A 25284-nucleotide genomic window follows, 5' to 3' on the forward strand; every position below is an offset into this window, starting at 1 on the left:
ATTTTTTTCTTTTTTTTTAATTGTCTGTTTTGTTAGTTTTTGACCAACCGAATTATTTTTTCAATCAGCATTCGCTCTGATTCCTCTATTTCGCCATCACTAATTGCTAATTGATTTAATTTTTGAATTACTTCATCAGCTCTTTCTCTAGTGCTGAAAGTAGTTTCCTTAGCTGTTAGGTCAGGTAAAACTGTAGCATTCATTAAATCAAACAAAAGTTGTTTTTCAGTGTTTGTAAATTCATTTAAGTTACCAATCATTTCTGAAAGGAGTACTTTTTCTTGTTCCTCAATTTTACCGTCAACTTTAGCTAAATGCAGCAGTAAAATAATTTCGTTTCTTTTATCCTCTTTTGTTTTGAAAGTGTTTGTTTTAAAAAGTTTTCCAAAAAAACCACCAACTGCTTTTGAAGCATTGCCAATATTTTGTTTTAACTGCTCTGCATCGCTATGAAAAATCACTTCGGGATTATCCCAAATATCAATAATTGAAATTTTATGATCTTCGTTGGTAATGATATGTTTATAACTAATTTCAACACAAGGTATTATTTGATAACTTATTTGTTCCCGGGTAATCATTGGGAAACTATCTTTACTTAGCTTCAAAATTGATTCAAAATTTGTTGCAAATTTATGACTATAATCGTCGTAGTTTTCGATTGCCACATCGTTCAACTTTTTATAAATCTCGATCATAGGTGAATCATCAACTACGTGTTTTCTGATTCGTTCCTCTTCTATATCAATGCGATCCCCTTCAAAAGTAAGGTTATCAATACTATCGTTAGAGACAGTTGTGTTAACATATACAACTTGCGCTAAGTGCCCCATTGTCTGGCATATTGGGCAGTCAACCATTCCATATCGCTCTTTATCTCCGTAACATGTTTTGCAGATGATATTTCCTTGTGCTTTACAATAGCTACAATTTATTTCTCCACGACCACTGCAATTTTCACAACGCAATTCTCCTTTAGAAGCACATTTATTGCAATTAACAATTCCATGACGACAATCTGAACAAGGATAATTACCTCGACCACTACATTTTTTGCAACGTTGTTCTTTTCCATTGTAAGTTGCTTTTCCTGTTCCATTGCAACCAATATCAAAAAGTCCAGAAACACACTTTATTTCTCCTTTTCCTTTACATTTAGAACATTTACACTCTCCACTACCTCTACATTGATCGCACTTTATAAATCCAGAGCATTTGCATGGTTTACAGTCTACCTTTTTGTTTCCATTACATGTAGGACAGGTATAATCATGTCTTCCTTGACATTCTGTATTTGTACAGCCGATGTATTTAGCTGCATTACAGTTCGAACAATTTTCTTGATATGTTAAATCTGGGAAAAAATATTTGGTTTGACTCGCTTTAATTTCATTGTCCATCTCATCAAAAGGAAATTCGAATGGATTTGCAAGGTGAATCTTTTCAAGTTTCTTAGGATCTATTTTAAAGTGCTGACTTAATATTTTTAAAATATTTTCACTTTGTAATACTGCTTTTTGACCAAATTTTAACTCCCCACCTTCGATCTCTCTAAAATTATCTAAGACAGCACCATAAAGCGGAAATTTCACATACTGAATTTCTCTCTCTACCTTTTGAAAATTCATTTTTGAGTAACTATAATCTGCTCTTTTAATAGCTTGATTTTCGTTGATAATTATCTTATCAAATTCATTGGGGATTTGATTTTTTAAAATGGTTTTAATTTGATCGTAAATTATATTTTGAAGTTGCTTGTCCGCAGAAATTTTCATTGAAGGTTTTTGTTTTTAAATGAATGAATAATCATAAAAAGCTATCGTGTTACACTAAAAATGAAGCCCAATCACTCACTTATCATTGTTCATTAACGATTGAAACATTTTTTGTCAATTGGTAAAGAAACAATTTTTTAAGAGAATTTACCATACCCACTTTTAGTGATTTTAAGACAAAATTCATTCGTTTAGGATTTGAAACAAAATTTATGTCAAAAAATGATATTTCCTTTTGCGGCTCATAATGTAAGCTTACATTTTGCAGCTCTCAAATCCAATTTTAATAAATTGAATATCATAAACTAAGACTCAATTAACTCATTCGTTCCCATTAAGATTTTTCCTCTTATTTTTTTGCCGCTACTTATAATTTTTTAAAATTTTGCTTTCGCCCTTTTAGCACTTTAAAAATTATGAGCACTTTTGAAAATATACTTATCTGTATCGTTATCAATAAAGTATTGGATTGCTTTATAAGATTCCTCTTTTGTTAAATCTTGTTTTTGTTCCTTGCGCCTTTGTATTATTTCGTAAACTTCCAAACTTCCTTCTGAAAATTCATGCTCTTGTTTTGGCTTCCTCTTTTCTGGCGGTGGCTCGGCTAAAATTTCATTGATATAAACATCTGCTAAATCTGTTCCAATTGGATAATCCGTATTTTCTAACCAGTCATCAACTAAAATTCTAAACCCTAACTTATTTAATTCTATAGCTACATACAACCAATCTGAATACTCGCCTTTATCTGGAAATGCTGCAATTTTATAATCTTTGACAGGTTTTAAGAAATCATATTTTAAACCGCTTTTTGAACCAGTTGCCAACCAAGTATAGTTTGGCTTTAAAATACTCATTATAACGGCAGTCTTTTCGCTCTCAACTAATGCAATTTTATTTGTTTTGTCTTCATTTATGAGGTGTAAACCAAACAAGCATTGACCAAGGTTAAATTCTGAGATTGATTGATTTTTTTTTAAAAGACTATGAATCCAATCTATTGATGATTTATTATTCTTGTCTTTCATTCTTTTACCCTTTTCTGGATTGTAATGTAATATTTTACCAGCGTGAACTTTTTCTAAATTATCTATTTGCCAAAAAACAGTAGCTCCTTGCCAGCGTTCATTTGAAGCTGTAATCAGATATTTCTGCATGGCTATAAAAACCTTTTCAGCCTTAAACTTAGTTTTTAGAAATTCGGTAAAATTATTAACGCTTGTTTCTTCTGCATACATTTTGTTTACTAAATCCAAACCGTGATAACTTATTTTAGGTTTAGACATGGTTACTTTTTCAAAAGTGTAGATCTTTTCGGCAGTTGGTATATTGAAATAACCACAATTCGTTTCTCTATCACATCTGCCATACTCTTCTTCTAAATAGCATTCTGTTTCAATATCAATAAATTTGACAAATGTTTTTTTATGACATCTAGGACAAATAAATTTCTTACTACTTTTATCTAAACTGTGTTTATATTGTTTCATAAATAGATTTTAAAATTTTGCACTTTGCATTATTGACATTATTGACACTTTTAAAGTGTTGAAAGTGCTAAAAGTGCAAAGTGCAATGGTTTATTTATAAACTTGCAGTTTTTGCTTTCTATATTGTTTTTTTATAGAACCCATGTTTTATTTTCTTGAACAAAATAGTGTCTTTTAAAAATTCTTTAACTCTTCTATCTTGCATGTCAAAATTTAAACCAATCATAATTGCTTCAGCTGTGGTAAAATTCTCCTTGAGTTCCTTGTAAAATTTTTGCTTATTAATTACTAAAGTGTTTAAATATTCTTTTGGGTTTTGGATAGCTTCCAACACCTTAAAACTACAATTCATAAAATAAGAACATAGTTTTTCAGCACCCATTGCTGCTTTAAGTTCCACAAAATCACTTTCTGGGTTTTCCATTATCTGAAGCAATAAAGCTAGTCTTACAAAATGATTATCAAATTTTGAAGCTATTTCACCTTTTATCGAATTGCTGTATTCATTAACTAAATTGCAATTCTCTTTTTGCCATTTATAGAAAAAAGCTTTAGATTCACTATTCCAATTTAAGATCTTGCTATTAATTTGTCCGTTTTCTTCTATTACATTTGTAGCATCATAATATTTTTTTATGAAGTTTTCATATTCTTTTAGAATTTGAAAATTTGATTCATTGTCATTTATCGGACTTTTGAAAATAACATCAGGATAAGCAAACAAAAACCTTTGAAAAAATCCGTTATTTATTTTTTGAACTGGAAAGGATTTAGCTAAAACTCTCGGCTGCAGACCTCCAATAATTGATAAAAAAGGATTTTGAATAAACAGAGGAATTGGGTTTCCCATCCTATCAATTGTTGTCGATTGATTGCTCCAAAATGATAAATAAATCCCTATTTGGTCCCCTTTGGAATAGTTATTCATTCCTTCGAAAAAAGTAGCCATTTCATCACTTAAAACAGTGCAACCTCTCAAATTTTCGTCTAATCTTTTATACAAGACTTCGGGTGTAAAATTTGTTAAAATACTTTTCCTAAGAGGAGGAACGTTTGGTTCTTCCATCTCTATTTTCTCTTCTTTTGGTAATTTACTCCATTTGACCCATTCGTTTGTTTTGCTAACAAAGCTATCGTGATTACTTTTATCATATTCCTTTATCGGCGCAAAGACCGTATTAATTGGGTGCGTTTTATTAGCTCCTGCATTTCCAATTATGCAACTATAAATTGAAGCATATTCAAACCAATTGCCCTTCACTCTTATTTTTACACTCGTTCCTACCACTGTTGAAACTGCTGTTAAAATTGATGTTCCTGTATAGTCAATAGGAAAGTTCAAACTTTTATTTAAGTCAATAATTAAATTCTTAAATATCTTAGGAAATATGTCAATAGGGAATTGGTTTTCAGTTGAAACTACAACACTATTCATTGCAATGTCAACTGCATCTCTCAAATTAGTAACTTTTAAATTTCTGGTGAGAGAATTTATCCGGTTATTGTTATGTTCCAGCATAGTTTACCTTTTTTTGTTTTGTTATTTTTTTTTGCTTCAAATTAGATTTCTACATTTTTTTAGGTAGCTAGTACTTTGTAAATGAATTCGACGTCAGTCCGCTTAATATTCTGGCTAAATAAATCATGACGAATTTTGCACCAAAGGGTTAAGCGTCAATCAATTCAATTGTTTGACTAGTTTTAAACAATCATTGAGTTTTTTTTTGCAAAATGATTTTGCTGTTTGGATAACCGATAACTTCGCACAACCAATTCCTTTTTTGAATGTAACATTGTTACCGTTGTAGTTAAATTTTTTATTTATACTTTCTTCCTTTGCCTTACAGCTCTTTTATTCAGTATTTCGCTGTACAATTTTTCTATGGAGTGGATTGTTTTTTTAAATACACTAGTATTAAGTTTTTTTGTCCTTTGAGAAAAAATACAATAGTCAACTAAACGTTCGTGCAATTCTTTTTTTGTTATTAGTCCTATATTATATTCTAACAGCGCTTCTACTTGAAAAATAAATGTAACAGAGTTTATTTTGAGCATTGTTCCAAAATTATGTTCATATGCTTTGCAAAACGCATCTAATACTTGTTTATCTAAATGGCTTTTATCTAAAAAACTTTGATAATCTTGATAATATTCTATCAACTCATTTGTTGCCTCATCTTGTGTTTGGATGAAATCGGCAGGAGTTGTTTCTAAATTAAAAATTGTATTCATTAGCATTGAAGTACTTTCACATGAATTGTATTCTTTACTATGATTTAATACATATTTACCAAGGTAGAATACGTGATACTTATGATATGCTTTGGATAAAACATATAAGTCAGATAACCTTAAACATCTTTGGCCTTTTCTGTATTGAACGTCGAGATCTGTTTGACTGTGGATTGGATTTAAGGTTCCGCGAAATAACACTTCTTTTTCTGTTGAAACTCTTTTTGTATTTTCAATTTTGTCGGTTGCTTTCTGATCTTTATTTTCCATTTTCTTAATTATTACAATTATATGATTTATAGTTTATTTTTATATTACTTTTTGGATTACTCTACTGCGATAAGGTAAATCTCAGTCCTAATTTGATCTTTACTGTTAAATCAAAATGTAAACTGACGTTCTTGATTTTTTTGCAAAAAAAAACCTTTAGCGAGGCGGATAGCTAAAGGTTTTAGGGAATAAAAATTGTTTTTCAACGATTATAGAACCCGATATTCAAACCGAGTTCCGCCTCGTTTTGAATTACAAAGCTATAGAATAATTTCAAACAAAATAAATTAAAAATAATAAAAAGTATAAAAAAATAATTTATTTGTATAGTTATTAGACAATAAAAAAAGAAGGTAAAACAGAATCCTAAAAAGAAAAAAATCTAAAAAAAGCCAATACTCTCCGGGCTTGGAAATGTTTTACATTCATAGCTGAAACAGGAAGGGGGATGGTAAAGTCTGTTTTTTTTGTATAGTTTTTGGACAAAAAATAATTTGCTATTTATCTATTTTTTTTATGATTTCGTACAGTTTTTTGATGTCGGTTTTGATATCTTCGAGGTCTTGTTTCTTAACGAATATGTATTCTGCCTCTTTAATTGGACTTTTTTCGATGATCGGCTCGCCAATGCCTTTTACAAGGAATTTTTTATTGACCTCCGGATAAGTATTGCAGATTTTGTCGATCACGTTTTTAGAAAGTTTGTTTTTACCCGAAAGAATATGATAAAGTGCTCCCGAAGAAAGTTCTAATTCTTGTGTCATTCTGTATGATGACATTCCTAATTCATCGAGTATTGTTTGAATTTTTTGGCCGTCTGTAATAATTTCTTCCATTGTGTTCATTTTTAGTTTTGTTCTTCCCAATATTTTTTTAGCTCCTCTGCTTGCTCTCGGTTTGATTTCTTAATATAGTGCAGCATCATCTTTTCAGTAGCCCATCCGCCAACTGCTTGAATTACATAGTTTGGCACCTTTCCGAATAAGTTAGTTGCAAAGGATCGTCTGCAAATATGAGAAGATACCAATTTGTACTTTTCATAATAGTCTAATTTGTTGCGCTTAGTAGCTTTGTCAAATACTAGACCTTTGGTAGTTTCATTTATTTTGGCGTCTCGACATACATCCTTAATCGATTCGTTAAATTGAGCATCGTTAACTTTTTTGGGTAAATTACCGTTTCGTTTTTTTAGAATTTCAACAATGTATTTATGGAGCGGAATAGCTACTGCAGTGCCTGTTTTTTTGGTCTTAATTTCAATGAAACCATCTACTATATTAGACTGGTTCAAATTGTTATTAAAATCGCTAACACGGAGCCCTGTACATAATCCAATAATGAAGTTATCACGGATGTTGTCTAGTGTAATGTTGTCTGAATAATCTAGTTTATAAATTCTTTCAATTTCATCTTCATTAAGATAAATTTCTTTTACAATTTCCGTTTCTTTGCTGACTTTTACTGACTCTTTGTAATTTCTATTTACTTGTAAGTTCATGTTTTCAGCTCGGTTAAGAAAAAATTTAAAACGATTTGCATGTCGTTTTACTGTATCAGAAGAATAGTTCTTACCAAGCAAATAATCAATAAAATCCTCAATAGTTTTATTCGTTACCTCTTTGATTTTTATTTTACTTAGACTTTTTTCTTTGAGATAATTTGTCAGATGCAAATCGACAAAAACAGTATATTGCTGACGTGCGGTTGCATTTATCTTTGTAGATTCATTTTTCAACCAATGTTTACAAAAATCAAGGAGATAAATCTTCCATGTTTCAATTTTACCTGCAGTTATTGGAACTCGACCAAAAGCTTCGTCTATTGCTTTTTCCAACCAAATACCATCGATGACTTCTCCGTTAATATTGTCGAAGTTATACTTGTCAGTTATCTTGGATTTTAACAAAAATAATTTCGCGTTAATCTTATCTTTGTTTGGCAATTTATAGGAGTTCTTAATCTTTTGTTTGACTGAATCCCAATGCTCCGTTGGAATAGAAATTCCGATTTTTTTAGAAATATCAATTTGTCTGCCAGCGGTCAATCTGCAGTACAAATTATTACTTTTTATTATTATCCTAACATTCATTTTCCCTGTATTTTCCCTGTATTTTCCCAACAAATATAGTACTAAGTATAATTAAATACAATTAAATAATAATATAATATATTTAAGAGGGACAAAATAGCGCTATTTGGTAATAAATAGTAATAAAAACCTAGTCCCACCGTGGTCACTTTAAAATTTTAAATCCCATCTTGATGGGATTTTTTTTGTTTCAAACCTTTCTGTACCCAAATGAAAGACAAGAAATAAAATTCGAAAAAAATCTTCTACAAAAGCATTTCTCAAAATCATAATCCTCGATAATGTTCTTACCATCGAATAAAAAGTATTTCCGATTTTTACTTCATATTTTTAAAACTAACTGATAAAAACAATAATAAACCAAGCATAAAATCGTTGTATACTTTCAGTAATAAATGTACTTTTATTGCAATTAGAAAATAATCCAAAAAAGAAAACCCAAACTGTGCCAATCCTCATGAAAAAAATATTTTTACTTGCCATTTTATTAAGTCCCTACGTAGGCTGGAGCCAAGATCCCGCTGCTTATGCCTTGTTTGACAAAGCCATCAAAAAAGCAGAAGCAGGAAATTCAAAAGGAGCTATTGACGATTATACAAAAGCTATCAAAATTGATCCTTTGTTTGCCTCAGCTTATCTCAACAGAGCACTTTTAAAACAAAAATTAGGAGACATAAATGGAGCCTTGAGCGATGTGAACATAACTATAAAAATAGAGCCACAACGAGCTGATGCTTTTACCACCCGTGCTGATATTAGCTATAAAGCAAAAGATTATAAAACTACCATTCAAGATTGCACCACGGCCATTAACATGAATGCGAAAGATTACATTGCTTATAATCTACGAGGTTTGGCTAATTACCATTCAAAAAACACCAAAAATGCTTGTGCTGATTTTACAAAAGCCATTCAACTCGGTAGTCAAAGTGCCGTGAAAAACAAAAAAACCTTTTGTAAATAAGCTTTTAAAAGCTTTTCTATAAAAATGACTTACTTAATAGTAGGTCATTTTTTTTAAATCTCAAGAAACAGCTTGTCTTTTAAAACAATACAATACCTAATTATTTTCACTTTCAAAATTTAACATCTGAGCTATTTATTATTCTAAAGGAACAAGTACTTTTGCAAAATCAAAATACCCCCTTTGAAAAAGTTCAGTATCTACATACTTTCTTTTATTTTACTCCTGCCCTCTTTTGGCAGCTCATTTACGTATTTGAACTTTAAACTTCAGCAAGAAGAAATTGCAAAAACCATTTGCGTACAACGCAAAATGGTTTTTAATAGTTGTAACGGCCGATGCGAACTGCAAAAAAGCCTAAAACGCTACACTGATAATGAAAAAAGTATGCAAAACACCCTCAAAGAAAAAGTTGATGTGGTGTACGTGCAAGAGTTACTAAGTACTTCATACGAGTTGGTACAACTTATCGTTAGTACAACAAAAACTGAAACTGTTGTAAACCGTAAACCGATTTCCTTTTCGGCTTACACCTTTCGTCCTCCCGCTTATTTCATTTAAAAAGATCAATCTGTTTTAGAACGAAATGCACCTTATGTTGCCTATTTCGTTTTACAATATTGTGTAGGCACTAACCGCGTCTTGATCTTTCGTGCTTTGTTTGCTGCTCTCTAGCTTTGCAAACATTTTGAACCCAATATCAGCTAATTCAGTTTCATAACTTAATTAAATGAGGATTCTGGGTTAAATTTTCACTGAAATAAGATATTTACACCTTTCAAACAAAATGAAAAAATTGATTTTTGTAATGCTTTTGGCGTTACAATATACCTATGCACAAAAAACTGCTGCAGTAGATAGCAGCACCGTAGAAAACCTAAACGAAGTAGTAATTACTGCCAATCGTGGCAAAGCCAAACGAAGTGAGGTGCCAGTAGCAATTACTAAACTATCTACAAAACTCATTCAAGAAACTAAAGCAACTTCTGCTTTCGAAATTGTGAATAAAACACCTGGGGTAATAATGACAAATCTGGGCAACGAGCAACACGGAATGTCAATCAGGCAGCCTATGGGTTTGAGTCCGTATTATTTGTATCTCGAAGACGGTTTACCAATTCGACCACTCGGCGTTTTCAACCACAATGCTTTGCTTGAAATGAATCCGTTTAATTTACAGAATCTAGAAGTGATCAAAGGACCCGCCTCATCGCTGTACGGTCCAGAGGCTGTGGGCGGAACCATAAATTTTATCACCGTAAAACCAAGTCGCGATCCTGAGTTTAAAGTAGGTATTCAGGCAGATCAATACGGCTACCGCAACCTGCAAGCCTTTGGGAGCGCTACCGTTGGTAAATTTTCGTTTGCTATTGCGGGCGCTAGCACTGACCAAACTAACAGTTGGCTCACTTTTTCTGATTACAACAAAAACAATTTGAACGCTAAATTCCAATATAATTTTAGTAGCAGTCTCCGCTTGATCAGCAGTACTTTTTATGGGCAATATTACTCGGATATGACGGGCAGCGTAAACGAACAAGACTTTAAAAGTCGCTCCTACAAAAGTACAACCGATTTTACCTACCGAAAATCAGATGCATTACGCAGCCGTTTAACACTTGAAAAAGAGTGGTCTGAGAACAGCCAAACCGTTGTAACTGTTTACCATCGAGACAATAAATTAGGACAAAATCCAAGTTACGGCATTCGATGGAATCCCACACCATCAGCAACCAACGATCCTACAAAAGCAACTGGCGAAATCAATTCGAACGATTTTAAAAGTTACGGAATAGTAGCGCAGCACACGCAAGGATTTTCATTTTTAAACTCTAAACTAATCGCCGGAACTACTTACGATAGGTCACCAAACGAGTATTTTTCGCACCAAATTAAACTACAAGCCAACCGAAATCCTGATGGAAAGACGGTCAACAAGTATCAAATTTTAGAAATTCGTCCTGATTTACGCATTTCAAATTACAATGCTACCATTTACAACAATTCGGGCTATTTACAATACAGCTTTGCACCACTTCCAAAAGTAACGGTAACCACAGGCGCGCGCTACGACTACATCAAAATTGATTACATCAATAACATCAATGCTACTTCGGGAGCCAAAACTTATGATCAGCTGACTTTTAAAGCGGGCATCAATTACAATCCGCTTACTAATGTTGGGTTTTATGCTAATTATTCTCAAGGATTCTCTCCACCTTCGGTGACCACTTTATTCCGTCCAAAACCTGGAGTTACACCCGTACAATTTTACACTGATCTTGATGCGGCACATTTTTCAAACTACGAAATTGGCGGTTATAGCAATTTACTAAAAAACAAATTGACACTAGATTTTGCCGTGTATATACTTGATGGTCGCAATGAATTATTGAGCATTCGCCAACCAGATAATTCAACCGATACCCAATCAGCCGGAAAAACAAGCCATAGAGGAATTGAACTTGGACTACAATACAATCCGTCCTTACAGCTTGCATTTCGCCTTGGCGGAACCTACGCGCGCCACGAATTTATCGACTTTACCGTTTCCAGACGAAGCACCGATGCGGTTCAAAAACTCGACGGCTTTGACATGCCTAGCGCACCACTATGGATCGCTAATGCTGAGCTCAATTACTACCCAAAATGGTTCCCGAACTTCCGTGCAGCACTAGAATGCCAGTACGTTTCGAGCTGGTTTCAAAACCAAATAAATACCGTTTCCTCCGCAGGCTACACCATTTTCAACGCTCGTTTGGGCTACCGCTACAAACAAGTTGAAATTTTCACAAATATCATGAACTTGACCGATAAATTGTATGCTACCAATGTTTCTAGAGGCAATGCCGAAATTGATCAGGCTACGTATACCGCCGCCGCACCCCGCATTTTAATGATGGGATTGCAGTACAACTTATCATTAAAAAAATAATTATCAGGAGCTTATCCGGCTATCCGCTTTATCTTTTTTGAGGCCAAAAAAAGGCCTCAAAAAAGGATATCGCTCCTATCCGGGCTAAAAAACACACAAAATGAAAAAAGAAAATCAAAAGGCATCTACACGAAAAAAAGATTCCAAATGGATCAAAAAAATCAAGCAGCACGTCTACGCGTGGCACCGTACTTTGGCCATTATCACCATTATTCCCGTTATCTTTTGGACACTTTCAGGCGTCATGCATCCGTTTATGGCGCATTTTTTTAAACCTGAAATCGCCAATCAAGAACTACCTCAAACCGCCATTAATCAGAGTCAATTGCCATTGTCGTTGAAAGAGGTTTTACAAAAAAACCAGCTCAAAACGTTCAAAAACTTTCGTCTAGTCAGTCTGAACGACAAAACCTATTATCAAGTAAAAACCGAATCAGGAGCCCTACTCTATTTTGATGCAGCCACGGCTCAAAAACTTGAAAACGGTGATCAAAAATACGCCGAAGTTCTAGCGCGTTACTTTTTACAAGACAGCAGCAGCAGCAATTCAAACAGCAAAGTCCTCACTGAATTTACAACGCAATACAAGTACGTGAACCGCTACTTGCCCGTATACCAAATAAGTTTTGATCGTGACGATGCCATGCAAGTTTATGTAGAAACAGCCTCAAGTAAACTAGCGACTTTCAACCCGAAATCGCGACAAATTTTTATTTGGTTCTTCGATACCTTTCACAATTGGTCCTTTATTGATGCGATTTCTAATAACAGTTTGCGCATCATAATCATGATTTTAATTTTGTCTGTGATCTCCTTTTCAGCAATAAGCGGACTCTTGATTTACGGGCTTTTCTGGAAACAATTCAAAAAAAGTGATGCGCTTGCTCCCAAAAAAGGCATTCGTCGATACCACCGACAAATCGGAATTTGGATTTCACTGTTTACTTTAACCTTTGCTTTTAGCGGTGCTTATCACGCCACTACCAAATGGGACCCGTACACGCTATCGCAAATGGTATACGAACCTAGCTTTAAAACCGAAGCACTTACAACTTCACTTACTGATTTAAAACTAGATTGGAGTCGGTTTGAAAATGCGAGTATAGTTGCTTTTCAAGACAGTTTGTACTACCGTTGCCAACTGCTTCCCAAGCAAGTAACAAAGACCAACACAGCCATCAGTTCACCCGAGTCAAAATGGGCAAAGAAAGACAAACAACCACTAGAAATTGTTTACATCAACGCACAAACTAATCGCATAGCGCCTATTCTAGATGTGAAATATGCTGAATTTTTAGCCCATTATTTTACTGATGGTGCGCCAAAAGCCGCTTGCTGCGAAATGATCCCTGAAACTGATGAACCTGAAACTTCTTTACAAAACGCAAAATTGGTTGAAACGAAAACCATTTACGAATTTGAAAGTCGTGAGTATGGCTTTGTGAACAAGCGACTTCCTGTGGTAAAATTGGCGTATGACACACCTGAAAACACTACTTATTTTATAGAAACTGCCACCTCAAGATTAGCCGCAAAAGTAGAAAACGCAGACAAAAGAGAAGGATATTCCTTTGCTATTCTACACAAATTTTTGTTTTTAGATTGGGCGGGCAAAAATGTACGTGATGCTGCAATGGTTTTGGCCGCACTTGCAATTTTAATCGTGAGTGTTTTAGGATTGATTTTGTTCCTAAAGAAAAAATAAAAGCCAAAAAAAAGCGTCATAAACAAGAGTTCATGACGCTTTACTTTTTTGTAGCAATAATTATTTCATCAATTGCTGTAAAGGTTTTAGCTGTTCCATATCAATTTTTGATTGTTGCAGCACACTCATCATGGTCATAATGTGCGTCGGGTTCATGTCTTTGCCCAAAACACGTACAACTACAAAACCGTTTTCTTTTTTGTTTCCGTACAAAATAAATTCATCAATGTGCTCATCAGTACCTACAAAACTCACCGAAGCACCCTCTTTTCCTGAACCGAATTTCATCAATTGCTGGTACTTTTTGTCTTTTAAAATCAAATCGACTTTTGCTCGTTCTGTTTCAAACTCAGCTTTATTGGTTGGATTTGCTTTAAAGGCCAACACATTCATCTTATCAAAAGATTTTAAGGCTTCCGTTTGAGCGACTGATAATTTGCTCGCATCCACATTCAAAATAGTAGGCGAAACATCTAAGGCAACAAAGTTTTTATCTTCTGAATGTTCTACAAAATACTTTTGCAAAGAAGATTCATTGTTGCAACTCCATAAAAAGAGTGCCATTACAACGGGAATACCGAATCGCAATTTCATCTTACTTTTTACCTTTAGTTGCTTTTTTCAAGTCGTCACCGCCCGGAATACGCATTTTATCTGTCAAAACCGAAAGCTGATTCAAGTCGAAATTTCCTGTCAAGGACATCAAAACAGTATCTTCGTTTTTGGCACCTTCAATAAACATCAACAGCTCACGTATTTGCGTATCGCTTGTCCCTGATTTTACCATGATTTTTACATTTCGGCCATTATCGTTAACACGCATTAACTCTTCAAGACCTGCTGTTTTTACATATTTTTCAGCTGCAAGTTTCATTTCGCCCTCTACACGAGTACTTTTGGTTGTAAACACTTTTAGGTTGTCTAACTTTTTAATTAAAGCTAAATATTGCTGCGTATCTTTATCGGATGCATCCATTTTAACTTTGCTCATTAAGTCGAACATTTTTTTGTTGACAATGATCGAGGTAACATCATCCTGTCCGTCAAATTTATCAAACACCGATTGCGCAAAAAGCGAACTTGTAGCCAAGAACAAGGCTAACGTAAGCGCTATTTTACGAAACGATTTTTGAATTGAAACTCCATTTTTTGCGTTAACTAACGCTTTTTGATTGATTGATTTCATGATATAATTGGGTATTTGTGATTACTTATTCTTAAATTATAATTCTTACTTAACTGCCTTGCTGTTTCGTTACAGGCTTCTTGAAAACTTTATTTTTTGCAATTTGATACTCTTCAATATACTGTACACTTTCTATGCCAACATTTACTTGACTAGATAACATTGATAAAGCCTTTTGTGTTGCCTCAAATGCCACTTTAGGATCTTCGTAAGTACCTAAATCTGATTGCTCAGGTGCTGTGGTTTGCAATAAAGCAAAAGTACTCCAACCTAGAAGCACCACAACAGATGCTGCTGCTGACCACCACAGCATTCTATTACGGACAGGTTTTGCAGTTGTAAAAATTGGCAATTGTTTAGGATACTCTTCAAATTTTGCTTGATCAAAATATCCAAAAAGCGATTGGTATTGTTGCAAATGTGGCGCAGGAACCTCTGTGGAAAAATAATCTCGTAGTTGCTGCTCTTCGCTTAAAGAAGTTTCTCCGTTAAAATATTTCTCTAAAAGACTATCTATCTCGCTCCATTCCATAATTGTGTGTTTTTGTCATATTTTCTCTAATTGTTTTACGCGCTCTTGATAGCGCTACGCGAATGGCACTTTCGCTCATGTTCAAAATTTCGGCCATTTCGTCAAAATCATATTGCTCAATGTCTCTCAACTGAATAATTACTCGTTGTTGTTCAGGCAACTGCAGCATTATTTTGTTAACCCATTCTAGGCTATCAGTATCTTCAACGGTTTGTTCAACTCCCGCTGCTCCGTCAGTATAATTGGTATGAACTAATTGTAGATTTCCGGAGCGCTTGGCTTTTAACTGATCCAAGCAATAATTTTTGGTCATTGTCATAGCCATCGCCTCTGTACTTTTGTAGGTTTGTAAGTTGTCATTCTTAACCCACAACTTCACCATAATTTCTTGTGTAGCATCTTCCGCTTCTTCGGTACTTACCAACAATCGTTTGGCCAATCGAAAGAGTTTGTCTTTGAAGGGTAAAACGACTGTTAAAAATTCATTTTGGTTCATACTAAGGGTGCTGTTTGACCGTTTACAAAAAGAAGACGATTCACATTTATTTTTGCAACAAAAAAATGTAAAATAAAACTAAAGGTATTATTTTTACGTTAATTAAAGAATTAAACCAAATTTATGAAAACCTACTTTAAACTCACCCTAATCGCTTTTGTCTCTGCCTTTTTTGTTCAAGGCTGTCAAGACAATGATGATATAGCAACACCAACAAGACTTGAAGTTCAAGATTTTATCTGGAAAGGAATGAATCAATACTATTTATGGCAAGCTGATGTACCCAATCTAGCTGATGATAAGTTTGCCAATCAAAATGCTCTCAATTCTTTTTTACAAAACTACAATAAACCAGAAGATTTATTCAATGCACTACGTGTAGCACCTTCTATTGATCGTTTTAGTTGGATAGTAGATGATTATCTAGAACTAGAAGGACAGCTTCAAGGAACAACTAAAAATAACGGTGTCGAGTTTGGTTTAAGCTACAAACCAGGAAGTAATACTGAAATTCTTGGTTTTGTGCGATATATTGTTCCAAATTCTGATGCTGCAAATAAAGACATAAAACGAGGTGATATTTTTATTGGTGTAAATGGAACACCATTGACCATTACTAATTACCAATCTTTATTATTTGGAGCAAATGAAAATTACACACTGAATATGGCCGATCCAGCATCAGCAAACTTTACTAGCAATGGTAAGTCAGTTAATTTAACCAAAACCGATTTGACTGAGAATCCTATTTTAGTTAACAAGGTATATACCGTAGGACCACACAAAATTGGATACTTAATGTACAATGGCTTTTTCTCTAACTTTGATGAACAGTTGAATACAGCATTTGCAAGTTTAAAATCACAAGGCGTTACGGAATTAGTTCTTGACTTGCGCTACAATGGTGGTGGCTCAGTGCAAACAGCAACACGATTGGCAAGTATGATAACCGGACAGTTTACAGGTAAAATATTTGCTAAGCAGCAGTGGAATAAAAAAATAAACGACTATTTTGAGGCCGAAGATCCAAATGCGTTAAACAACCTTTTTACCGATAAAATTGGTAGTACGCCGATTAATAGTTTAAACTTGACCAAAGTATATATCCTTACCTCTGCCAGCTCAGCATCGGCTAGTGAATTGGTAATAAACGGGCTCGAACCACACATCAATGTGATTCAAATTGGAGATGTGACAGTAGGTAAAAACGTAGGATCAGTCACTTTATACGATTCGCCAACTTTTGGTAAAGAAAACAGAAATCCAAGACACCGTTATGCAATGCAGCCACTAGTGTTGAAAATTGTAAATTCAGTAGGCTTTGGTGATTACTTTAATGGTTTACAACCCGATTTCTTGCTTAAAGAAAGTGTTAGAAAATTAGGTGAACTAGGCCATTCTGAACTACAAACAATAAATAGTAAACAGGAATTGATTTCAAATGAACCACTTTTGGATTTAGCTTTTGCGAAAATTACAGGTAGAACGACAACATCAAACCGAATAAATTCAAATTATTCAGGTTCAACTCTTCGTTTTATCACGGATCAAAAAGCTACGCAAGGAATTCAAAATCAAATGTATCTTGAAAAAGCACCTGAAGGTTTATTGAAAGCTTTAGAGCAAAAATAATTTTCGACCACAAACATATCTAAAATGCCACAACAAGAAAGGAAACATTCTTTTTTGTTGTGGCATTTTCGATTTTAAATAACTAGGAATTGAAATTTTTTAGAGTTGAAAAATAAAAAAATGATTCACCGTACAATAAACAATACTTTTTGTAAGTTTATAAATACTAACATCAAAAAAACATACCTATGAAAAAAGCAATTCCGTATTTTGTCGCTTTAACTGCACTAATAAGTTTAAGCTTTACGCAACCTAATTTCAATAACAATAAACAAATTCATGTAGTTATTGATGCCGGGCATGGAGGAAGCGATTTTGGCGCAAGCTCTATCCTTTATAAAGAAAAGCAAATTGTTGCTGCTATATCCCAAAAAATAAAAGCATTAAACCAAAATCAAGACGTAGTAATTCATTTAACAAGAGAAGAGGATGAATTTTTATCATTAACAGATCGAGCCAAAATGATCAATGAAATCAAGCCTGATTTAGTGCTATCACTTCACATTAATCAAAGTGCGAATAATGAGAAATCCGGAATGGAATTTTATGTATCAAATACTTCAAAAGACAATGATACAACGCACACTATTGCCCAAGCGCTACAAGAAAAATTCAAAAAAGACAATGCTATCAGTGCAACCGAGATCAAAAAAGCACCTTTTTTCATTTTAAAAAAGTCAGCAGCACCAGCCGTTTTAATCGAATTAGGATATCTTTCTAATACTGCAGACAGAGCAATGCTGACCGATGAAAAACAGCAAGAAAAAATTGCCTCTACAATTCTATCTTTTGTTTCAGAATTAAAATAAAAAAATAAAAAAGCGAGATCATCAATACTGAGTCTCGCTTTTTCGTTTCCAATTCAAACAAAATCTATTTTATAATCTTAAAATAAGAAATTCAAACCTACTTTAAAGTTTCGACCTCTGGTAGAATACCCTCTAGTCTCAACAAAATCACGATCAAAAATATTATCAACAGCTCCAAAAACTTGAAGTCTATTCTTTAGTAAATCATAACGTGCATTAACATGCACTAATTGATAATCTTTCAAAATTTCTGAATTGAGCACCGGATCAAAAGTTGGCGCAGGATAAGTTGTGTATTCAAAAACCCTGTCCGAAACAAATTGATACACCATATTAAATGCCAATCGAGAAGAAGCTTGGTAATCAAGAGTAGCGTTTACTTTATGTTTTGGATTTAGAATTCGAGACTGTCTTTCTAATTCTGTGAAGGTATAGTTAGCTGCAGCTTTTACTTTATCTGAAAAAGCATAAGATACCATAGTCTCTAGTCCGCGCGCCTTGTTTTTACCAAGTACATTAAAATATTTATAATCGATTAAATCAAACCCGATAGCATCCTCCTCTTCACGTTGAAAAGCAACAGCATTAACTACTAATTTTTTGTTCAAAACACTAGTTTCAAAACCCAATTCAGCCGTAGCATCTTTCTCTGGTGCCAAATCTAATTTTCCGTATTCAGAATACAATTGGTACAAACTTGGAGTTACAAATGCCGTACTAAATGAAGCCAAAACTTTAAAATTTGAACTCACATTGTAAGACGGATTAAAATTGTAAACTAGGTTATTTCCGTATTTACTGTGCATGTTATAACGTGCACCAGCGTTAACGTTTAGTCCGAATTCAGCGTTATAAACTAAGGTGAAATAAGGATCAATCATATTGAATTTTGCCAATTCAGTTGGAATTACAGCGAACTGACTTTCGTTTGACATTTCATGAAACTGAAATTGCGCACCAGTTACCAAGAAAAACTCTGAGCTGAAATTGTATTTGTTGAATAAATCAGCATTGACATTTCTGGATTTGTAGTTGCTTAAACTCCCGAAATTAAAAATCCCTCTTTCAATCAAACCTGCACTTGTATTCAAAACTAATTCGCCTTTGGCATATTTCAATTTCGGTGTAAACCCAACTCTAAACTGCTCAGAAACGCTAAAATTATCTTTATTGTCTGCAAATGAACCTGAATCAAAATCGCTTTTCAAACGATCATAATTAGAGAAAAAATCTAATGAAAACGCATCATTTGCTTTGAAGCCCACTTTCACCACTGCATTAACACGGGAAAAAGCATCGTTTTCAAAAACAGCAGCATTCGAAGCTGGACGTGCCTCAGAAATACCAGTTGTTTCAGTACTATTTAGTCCCGTGAAATAACTGAATTTTTTAGAAGTACCATTTACTGCAATTCCTTGATTAAAATCTTGTAAACTGTAATCGACAATTTTAGCAGCTGTTTGTGAACCCATATTCACGTAGGCATTTCCGGCGATTTCTTTTTTAGCTGCTTTTTTAAGTGTAATGTTGATTACTCCTGTCGCAGCACCAGAACCGTACAAAGTACTTGAAGCTCCTTTTAAAACCTCGATACTTTCGATTTGCTCAACTGGCAAAAGGCGTAAATCGTAAGACAAACTAATTCCAGAAGCATCGGTTACTGGAACTCCATCTATCATAATCAAAACTTGGTGGTTGCGTCCGCCACGAATGTAAAGGCCTAAATCTTTACCCATTCGGCTTTGGTTTCCGTTGATTTCAACACCAGCAACAGTACTCAAAATCGAGGCTACTGACTGTCCCGCTCTTTTTTTAAGATCTTCGGCGGTGATTTTAACAATTACTTTTCCTGATTTTTCTTTAGCCAAAGCAAATTTTGAATCAGATACTACTACCTCATCTAGTTTTTGAGGTTCTTGTTCTTGTGCATACGCACCCACTGCAAAAAATAATGCAAGCGCACTAAAGCGAATGAATTTTTTGTTCATTTTAAAAATGTAAAATTTTAATAACTGGGAGAAAAGCACAGAATTACCCATACCCAAACCTTTTTTCCCGAAAGTTTGATACTCGATGTATTAGGCAGGTCTCCTGGCTTGCGTCTTGTTGTTGACCTTCCCACTCGCCGCGGCGAGCAGTGGTTTTGTAGATAACAACAAGCTTGGTAGCTTACAGTTGCGGGTACAGCTTAGGTTTTGAACCTAATTCCCTTTTAATGCTATTGGAACAAACTGAACCAATAACAACCTCAATACGGGCACAAATATAGAATTATAAAAGTGTACAATGCAACAGAAATTTGATTTTTATATTTCAAGCCGAATAACTTGACCAAAATCGACCTTGTTTTGAAAGGCATCTTTCAGCGGTAAATTGCTGTAGGCACATAAAATACTTCGAATTACACCGGCGTGAGCCACGATTACAATTGCTTTTTGTGATGGATGGGTTAATTCTGTTTCAATAAAAGACAAAACACGATCATGCAAATCAAGAAAAGATTCGCCATTAGGAACACGAACCGAAACAAAATCAGCCATCCAAGGTTCTAAAACGGCTTCATCAATGGCATTCCATGGCTGAAGTTCCCAATCGCCAAAATTCATTTCGAGCAATCGATCGTCGTGCTTTATTTGAGGGATAGCAGCATACTTTTGAATAAATGTTGCTAAAATACGGCAGCGTTGTAAGGGACTAGAAAACAACTCAAAATCAGTGGGCAATTGTTTTACTATTGCTTTAAAAACCGTTTCGAAAGGCGTTTGAATTTCGACATCGGCTTGACCGTAACACACTCCTTTTTCGCAAACAGTTTCGGTGTGGCGAACTAAATAAATTTCCATATTGCAATACTTGAAAGATAAAAAACAACTTCGCATACTTGTTGGGTAGCTCCTAAACAATCACCTGTGTAACCGTCAATCCATTTCTGGAAATAGCGTGCCATAAAAATTCGCGTTACCGCTACAGGAACAATGGTAATTAAAAATAAAGGTTGCTGCATGGTCAATAAAACCAAAGGCAGTAAACCAAAAAAACTAGCTCCTACTACTTCACGCCACGTAAAATTTTGAGCAATAGGTTTGCTTTTACTTGTGGCGTCATCCCTTGAATATTGATGGGTAAATACAATTGAAATCGCCGCAAATCGACTTAAGGAATGACCACTAACAAAAAACAAAACAATCCAATAAAATGAAGTGCTATCGACTGCAACGAGCTCGTGTAAAGCTAAAAATTTAAGTAAAAAAAGTAAGATCAACCCAATGGCTCCGTAGGCTCCAATAGCGCTATCTTTCATGATGAATAAGATTTTTTCCTTGGTCCAACCGCCTCCGAAACCATCACAAACATCAGCAAAACCATCTTCATGAAAAGCTCCTGTGATTAAAATGGAAGCAATCATGGACAAAACCAAAGCTATACTTTCATTAAAAAGCTGGCTACCCAGAAAATAAATAGCAAATGAACCGCTGCCAACTATCCAACCAATCAAGGGAAAATAACGAGATGCTTTGTTGAGGGAATCAGCGGCATGATCGATGTTTTTGGGACAAGGAATCCTGGTGTAAAACATCAAGGCAGTAAAAAACAAGTTTATTTCTTTTTTCATTTGTAGTGTATTAAAAATCATTTCCTCTCTTCAGAAATTATCGAACAAGCATTAAATATCTTTCGAGTTTACTCCGGCACTTTCAAAACTTGCCATTTCATTCAAAAAAGCTACAGCCGATTGTACCAAAGGAAATGCGAGCGCACAGCCCGTTCCTTCGCCCAAGCGTAAATCTAGTTGCAACAAAGGACGGACGCCTAAATAGTTTATGATTTTTTGATGTCCTTGCTCAGCTGATAAGTGAGAAAAAATCGCGTTTTGCAAAACGGCAGGATCTTTTTTAAAAGCGACCAAAAAAGCAACTGTAGCTATAAAACCATCCACAAGGATCAACATGTTTTGTGCTTTTGCCTCGAGCATAGCTCCCGCAATTTGCATGATTTCAAAACCTCCAAAGTAGGCCAATTGACTATCTAAAGTTTCAGGACCGGTGTAATTATTCAGTGCTCTTTTAGCAATTTCTAGTTTGAATTGGAGTTTTTCATTGGCAATTCCTGTTCCTAAACCGATACATTCTTCGATGGGGATTTGCAGCAAGACACTCATCAAAACGGCTGCTGTTGTGGTGTTCCCAATTCCCATTTCGCCAAAACCGATACAATTACAATTAGTTTGCGCTATGGTACGAACAATTTCGGCTCCTTTTGCAAAACACAATTGCAACTCGGTACTACTCATGGCAGGTTCGTTCAAAAATGAAGCCGTTCCCTTCCCTATTTTAGCAGCAATTAAGGCTGTGTTTGTCGGGAAATCGTAGTTTACACCTGCATCAACTATCGAAAGTGCAATATTATTTTGTTTGCAAAAAACATTTATCGCGGCGCCACCTTCTAGAAAGTTGTTCACCATTTGCCTGGTAACATCCTGTGGATAAGCGCTAACGCCATGATTAGCAATGCCATGATCTGCGGCAAAAACAACTAAATGTGGCGCGATAATTTTTGGTGAATCAGTTTGGAAAACCAATGCTATTTGCTTCGCCAAAGTTTCTAAAACACCTAATGAGGCAGTAGGTTTTGTTTTTTGATCTATTTTGAACTGAATAGCTGCTTCAAAAGAAATATTTTTTGATTGTTGTTGAGCAACAGAAGGAGTATTAACATCCTCTATCGGATGCAAAAGATCGATTGTTGTTACCTGCGCAGCAGATTGTTTTTCTCGCCATTCAAGTTGTTGTAACATGGGTTGCTTGCCATAATCCGTAGCCGGTTTGCCAACGCAAAAGTAGCCCAAAGGCTCGATATGTTCTGGTAATCCGAGTAATTGTTTGAATTGATGGTAATTTAAAATCGACACCCATCCCATAGAATAACCTTGCTCTGTGAGCGAAAGCCAAATATTTTGTGCTGCGCAAACTGCACTAAATTTGATGGACTCATTGCTGCCCACGGTGCCAATGGTAAACGAATTTAGCACCGAACGATCATAGGCAATTACTAAGCCAACAGGCGCTTCCTCTATTGCTTCTAATTTCAAGGCTTTGTAGGATTGCTCTTGTTCAAGATTGTCAGTTTGGGCAATTGCTTTCGCATCATAAGCCACAAAGAGTTTTTTTATTGCTTTTTTTACCTCAGCAGAATGAATCGTGTAATAGCGCGTAGCATCCGTTAAACCTACAGATGGCGCATAGTTTCCGGCTTGTAAGGCTTTTGCCAAAACATCATCCGGAACAGGATCTGCGGTAAAATGACGGGTATCGCGACGCGATTGCATGATTTTATCTAAATGTGTCATTTTGCTTTTTTAATTTCAACCGGAATTCCTGAAACCATCAGCACCACGTTATCGGCTTTGCTCGCAATGTATTGATTCATCCAGCCCTGCAATTCGGTAAACTTGCGTCCAACCGGAGTTTCAGCATGAAGTCCCATTCCGATTTCGTTCGTAACTATGATAATTGTAGCATTTTCTTGTTTTACTAAAGCATCAATTTCAGCTTTGGCCTGTTCCAAACATAAGGGTACATCATTTTTTGTATCGACAAAAAAGTTAGTCAACCAAAGCGTCACGCAATCAACCACTGCAACCTTACCAGAAAAATCAATCTCACTCAAAAACTTCTCTTTTTCGATATTGATCCAACGTTCGTCTCGGTCTTTTTGATGTCGGTCAATACGCTCTTGAAAATTAGCATCCCACTTTCGCGCAGTTGCAACATACAATGGTTGTTCTGCTAAACTTTTTGCAAGGTTTTCGGCATAAGAACTTTTGCCCGAGCGCTCACCACCTGTAATTAAATACATCATTTGAAAATCATTTAGATGCCAGACTAAAAACTAAAAAGTTCACTTGTCTGCATTTTTTTGAGGGGTAAAGATAGTGTTTGTTGATTTTTTTACTGCAAAAAATAAACAAGAAAATAGATTAATTTGGGCTACCTTTGCCGTGATTTTAAATTTACCTCATGAGAATTTCAGTACCAAATTTACTTATTCTACTTACTTTTGTTGTTTTAAGCTCTTGCAAAAACGAAGTAAAGTCGGATAAAAAAATCAACTTAAAAGGTCAGAATAGCATTTCGTACGCCAGTGGTTTATCAATTGTATCGTATGATGGTTATGACGTAGTAACCGTATCGGATGCTTGGCCGCAAGCCAAAAAAGATTTTACCTATGTCCTGAAAGAGCAGCAAGCTCAAATTCCAGATAGCTTATCTGAATATGAAACTATAAATGTACCTTTAAATAGCGTTGTTGTTACCTCAACTACTTCGATTCCGTTTTTAGAAATGTTGGGTGTTGAAAAAAAATTAATTGGTTTTCCGCATACAGATTATGTTTCATCAGTTAAAACGCGTCAACTTATTGATGCTGGAAAAGTCACTAATATTGGACAAAATGAAAAGCTAAATATTGAACAATTAATTGCATTATCACCTGATGCAATAGTGACTTTTGGTATTGATAATTCAAATCCTGTTTTGGATAATTTACAAAAAAGCGGTTTAAAAGTATTGATTCAAGCCGATTGGATGGAACAAACTCCTCTTGGAAAAGCAGAATGGATTAAACTGTATGGCGCTCTGTTTGGAAAGAAAAAAGAAGCCAACACACTTTTCAATACTATTGTAAAAAATTATAAAGAGGCGCAACAAATGGTAGCTACCAAAAAACCCTCAAGCACCGTATTGTATGGATCGATGTATTCTGACACTTGGTATGTAGCCAAAGGAAACAGTTGGGTAGCACAATTCATGAAAGATGCAAAAGCCAATTACCTTTGGTCAGATGTGGCCGGCTCCGGAAGCTTGAATTTACCATTTGAAAAAGTTCTTGAAAAAGCTCAAAATGCAGATTATTGGATTGCCACTGGAGCCATCAAAAGCAAAGCTGAATTTGAAAAAAGCAATCCGCATTATGCTCAATTTACGGCTTTAAAAAGAAATAAAGTTTTTACTTTTGAGGCGAAATTAGGAGCCAAAGGCGGCACGATTTATTATGAAACAGCTGCCAGCAGACCTGATTTGGTTTTGAAAGATTATATTAAAATTTTTCATCCAGAGGTGCTGCCAAACTATAATTTTACCTTTGCGGAACAGTTGCAATAATCGCAAAAC

General features: G+C 34.9%; 22 protein-coding genes and 1 riboswitch. Of the genes, 7 read left to right on the forward strand and 15 right to left on the reverse strand.

All coding sequences use genetic code 11. The annotated features are described in order from the left end of the window. Window positions 1-32 precede the first annotated feature (32 nt). The 6 genes from ACXX8U_RS08965 to ACXX8U_RS08990 form a co-directional block, all read right to left on the reverse strand. Window positions 33-1775, reverse strand: coding sequence for a TerB family tellurite resistance protein (locus ACXX8U_RS08965; protein ID WP_458565555.1), 1743 nt, complete (start codon window positions 1773-1775; stop codon window positions 33-35). Window positions 1776-2182: 407 nt separating this feature from the next. Then, on the reverse strand, window positions 2183-3265 hold the full coding sequence (locus ACXX8U_RS08970; protein ID WP_458565556.1) for a DUF6371 domain-containing protein: 1083 nt from the start codon (window positions 3263-3265) through the stop codon (window positions 2183-2185). Window positions 3266-3383: 118 nt separating this feature from the next. Further along, complete coding sequence (locus tag ACXX8U_RS08975) at window positions 3384-4724, reverse strand: DUF3987 domain-containing protein (RefSeq protein ID WP_458565557.1); 1341 nt, start codon at window positions 4722-4724, stop codon at window positions 3384-3386. A gap of 362 nt (window positions 4725-5086) precedes the next feature. Beyond that, window positions 5087-5767, reverse strand: coding sequence for a hypothetical protein (locus ACXX8U_RS08980; protein WP_458565558.1), 681 nt, complete (start codon window positions 5765-5767; stop codon window positions 5087-5089). 497 nt (window positions 5768-6264) lie between these two features. After that, entirely contained in the window at window positions 6265-6603 is a 339-nt protein-coding gene (locus tag ACXX8U_RS08985; RefSeq protein WP_458565559.1) for a helix-turn-helix domain-containing protein, read from the reverse strand. Window positions 6604-6614: 11 nt separating this feature from the next. Then, complete coding sequence (locus ACXX8U_RS08990; RefSeq protein WP_458565560.1) at window positions 6615-7856, reverse strand: tyrosine-type recombinase/integrase; 1242 nt, start codon at window positions 7854-7856, stop codon at window positions 6615-6617. 457 nt (window positions 7857-8313) lie between these two features. Here ACXX8U_RS08990 and ACXX8U_RS08995 point away from each other — a divergent pair, with 457 nt between their 5' ends. From ACXX8U_RS08995 to ACXX8U_RS09010, 4 genes are all read left to right on the forward strand, one after another. Continuing rightward, window positions 8314-8820 (forward strand): tetratricopeptide repeat protein, encoded by a 507-nt coding sequence (locus ACXX8U_RS08995; RefSeq protein WP_458565561.1) that lies wholly within the window; start codon window positions 8314-8316, stop codon window positions 8818-8820. Window positions 8821-9003: 183 nt separating this feature from the next. Next, on the forward strand, window positions 9004-9381 hold the full coding sequence (locus ACXX8U_RS09000) for a hypothetical protein (RefSeq protein ID WP_458565562.1): 378 nt from the start codon (window positions 9004-9006) through the stop codon (window positions 9379-9381). 226 nt (window positions 9382-9607) lie between these two features. Continuing rightward, window positions 9608-11755, forward strand: coding sequence for a TonB-dependent receptor family protein (locus tag ACXX8U_RS09005; RefSeq protein WP_458565563.1), 2148 nt, complete (start codon window positions 9608-9610; stop codon window positions 11753-11755). 100 nt (window positions 11756-11855) lie between these two features. Beyond that, a complete protein-coding gene (locus ACXX8U_RS09010) occupies window positions 11856-13460 on the forward strand; it encodes a PepSY-associated TM helix domain-containing protein (RefSeq protein WP_458565564.1) in 1605 nt (534 codons plus the stop codon). A 60-nt stretch (window positions 13461-13520) separates the two neighbouring features. Here ACXX8U_RS09010 and ACXX8U_RS09015 read toward each other — a convergent pair whose 3' ends face one another. From ACXX8U_RS09015 to ACXX8U_RS09030, 4 genes are read right to left on the reverse strand one after another with little or no spacing between them, the layout of a single operon-like run. Continuing rightward, window positions 13521-14054 (reverse strand): GFO_1091 family lipoprotein, encoded by a 534-nt coding sequence (locus tag ACXX8U_RS09015; protein WP_458565565.1) that lies wholly within the window; start codon window positions 14052-14054, stop codon window positions 13521-13523. Window position 14055: 1 nt separating this feature from the next. Next, window positions 14056-14646 carry a GFO_1090 family protein gene (locus tag ACXX8U_RS09020; protein WP_458565566.1) on the reverse strand — a complete coding sequence of 197 codons (591 nt, stop codon included), beginning with the start codon at window positions 14644-14646 and terminating at the stop codon, window positions 14056-14058. A 49-nt stretch (window positions 14647-14695) separates the two neighbouring features. Then, window positions 14696-15178, reverse strand: coding sequence for a PG0215 family putative anti-sigma factor (locus tag ACXX8U_RS09025; RefSeq protein ID WP_458565567.1), 483 nt, complete (start codon window positions 15176-15178; stop codon window positions 14696-14698). Beyond that, window positions 15156-15674, reverse strand: a complete 519-nt coding sequence (locus ACXX8U_RS09030) for a GFO_1088 family ECF-type sigma factor (protein ID WP_458565568.1) — start codon at window positions 15672-15674, stop codon at window positions 15156-15158. The genes ACXX8U_RS09025 and ACXX8U_RS09030 overlap by 23 nt, the downstream gene beginning before the upstream one ends. A 123-nt stretch (window positions 15675-15797) precedes the next feature. Between ACXX8U_RS09030 and ACXX8U_RS09035 the strand changes: the two genes are divergently transcribed. Then, entirely contained in the window at window positions 15798-17306 is a 1509-nt protein-coding gene (locus ACXX8U_RS09035) for a GFO_1087 family putative carboxy terminal peptidase (RefSeq protein WP_458565569.1), read from the forward strand. 188 nt (window positions 17307-17494) lie between these two features. Continuing rightward, window positions 17495-18115 (forward strand): N-acetylmuramoyl-L-alanine amidase family protein, encoded by a 621-nt coding sequence (locus ACXX8U_RS09040; RefSeq protein ID WP_458565570.1) that lies wholly within the window; start codon window positions 17495-17497, stop codon window positions 18113-18115. A gap of 77 nt (window positions 18116-18192) precedes the next feature. Here the strand turns inward: ACXX8U_RS09040 and ACXX8U_RS09045 are convergent, their stop codons facing one another. The 5 genes from ACXX8U_RS09045 to cobU all read right to left on the reverse strand — a co-directional run bounded on the left by ACXX8U_RS09045 (window position 18193) and on the right by cobU (window position 23974). Further along, window positions 18193-20103, reverse strand: a complete 1911-nt coding sequence (locus ACXX8U_RS09045) for a TonB-dependent receptor plug domain-containing protein (RefSeq protein ID WP_458565571.1) — start codon at window positions 20101-20103, stop codon at window positions 18193-18195. A 76-nt stretch (window positions 20104-20179) separates the two neighbouring features. Next, window positions 20180-20381, reverse strand: a riboswitch (cobalamin riboswitch). Window positions 20382-20421: 40 nt separating this feature from the next. Next, window positions 20422-20958, reverse strand: a complete 537-nt coding sequence (gene cobC / locus ACXX8U_RS09050; protein WP_458565572.1) for an alpha-ribazole phosphatase — start codon at window positions 20956-20958, stop codon at window positions 20422-20424. Continuing rightward, the gene (locus ACXX8U_RS09055; RefSeq protein WP_458565573.1) at window positions 20943-21728 is read right to left on the reverse strand and encodes an adenosylcobinamide-GDP ribazoletransferase; all 786 of its coding nucleotides are present in this window, start codon (window positions 21726-21728) and stop codon (window positions 20943-20945) included. Before ACXX8U_RS09055 ends, cobC begins: the two co-directional genes overlap by 16 nt. 51 nt (window positions 21729-21779) lie before the next feature. Next, on the reverse strand, window positions 21780-23462 hold the full coding sequence (gene cobT / locus ACXX8U_RS09060) for a nicotinate-nucleotide--dimethylbenzimidazole phosphoribosyltransferase (RefSeq protein ID WP_458565574.1): 1683 nt from the start codon (window positions 23460-23462) through the stop codon (window positions 21780-21782). Next, a complete protein-coding gene (cobU, locus tag ACXX8U_RS09065) occupies window positions 23459-23974 on the reverse strand; it encodes a bifunctional adenosylcobinamide kinase/adenosylcobinamide-phosphate guanylyltransferase (RefSeq protein WP_458565575.1) in 516 nt (171 codons plus the stop codon). Before cobU ends, cobT begins: the two co-directional genes overlap by 4 nt. Window positions 23975-24132: 158 nt before the next feature. On the opposite strand from cobU, the gene ACXX8U_RS09070 reads away from it, so the two are divergent. Beyond that, window positions 24133-25275, forward strand: a complete 1143-nt coding sequence (locus tag ACXX8U_RS09070; RefSeq protein ID WP_458565576.1) for an ABC transporter substrate-binding protein — start codon at window positions 24133-24135, stop codon at window positions 25273-25275. The last annotated feature ends 9 nt before the right edge of the window (window positions 25276-25284 follow it).

Source organism: Flavobacterium sp. GNP001 (assembly GCF_054343775.1).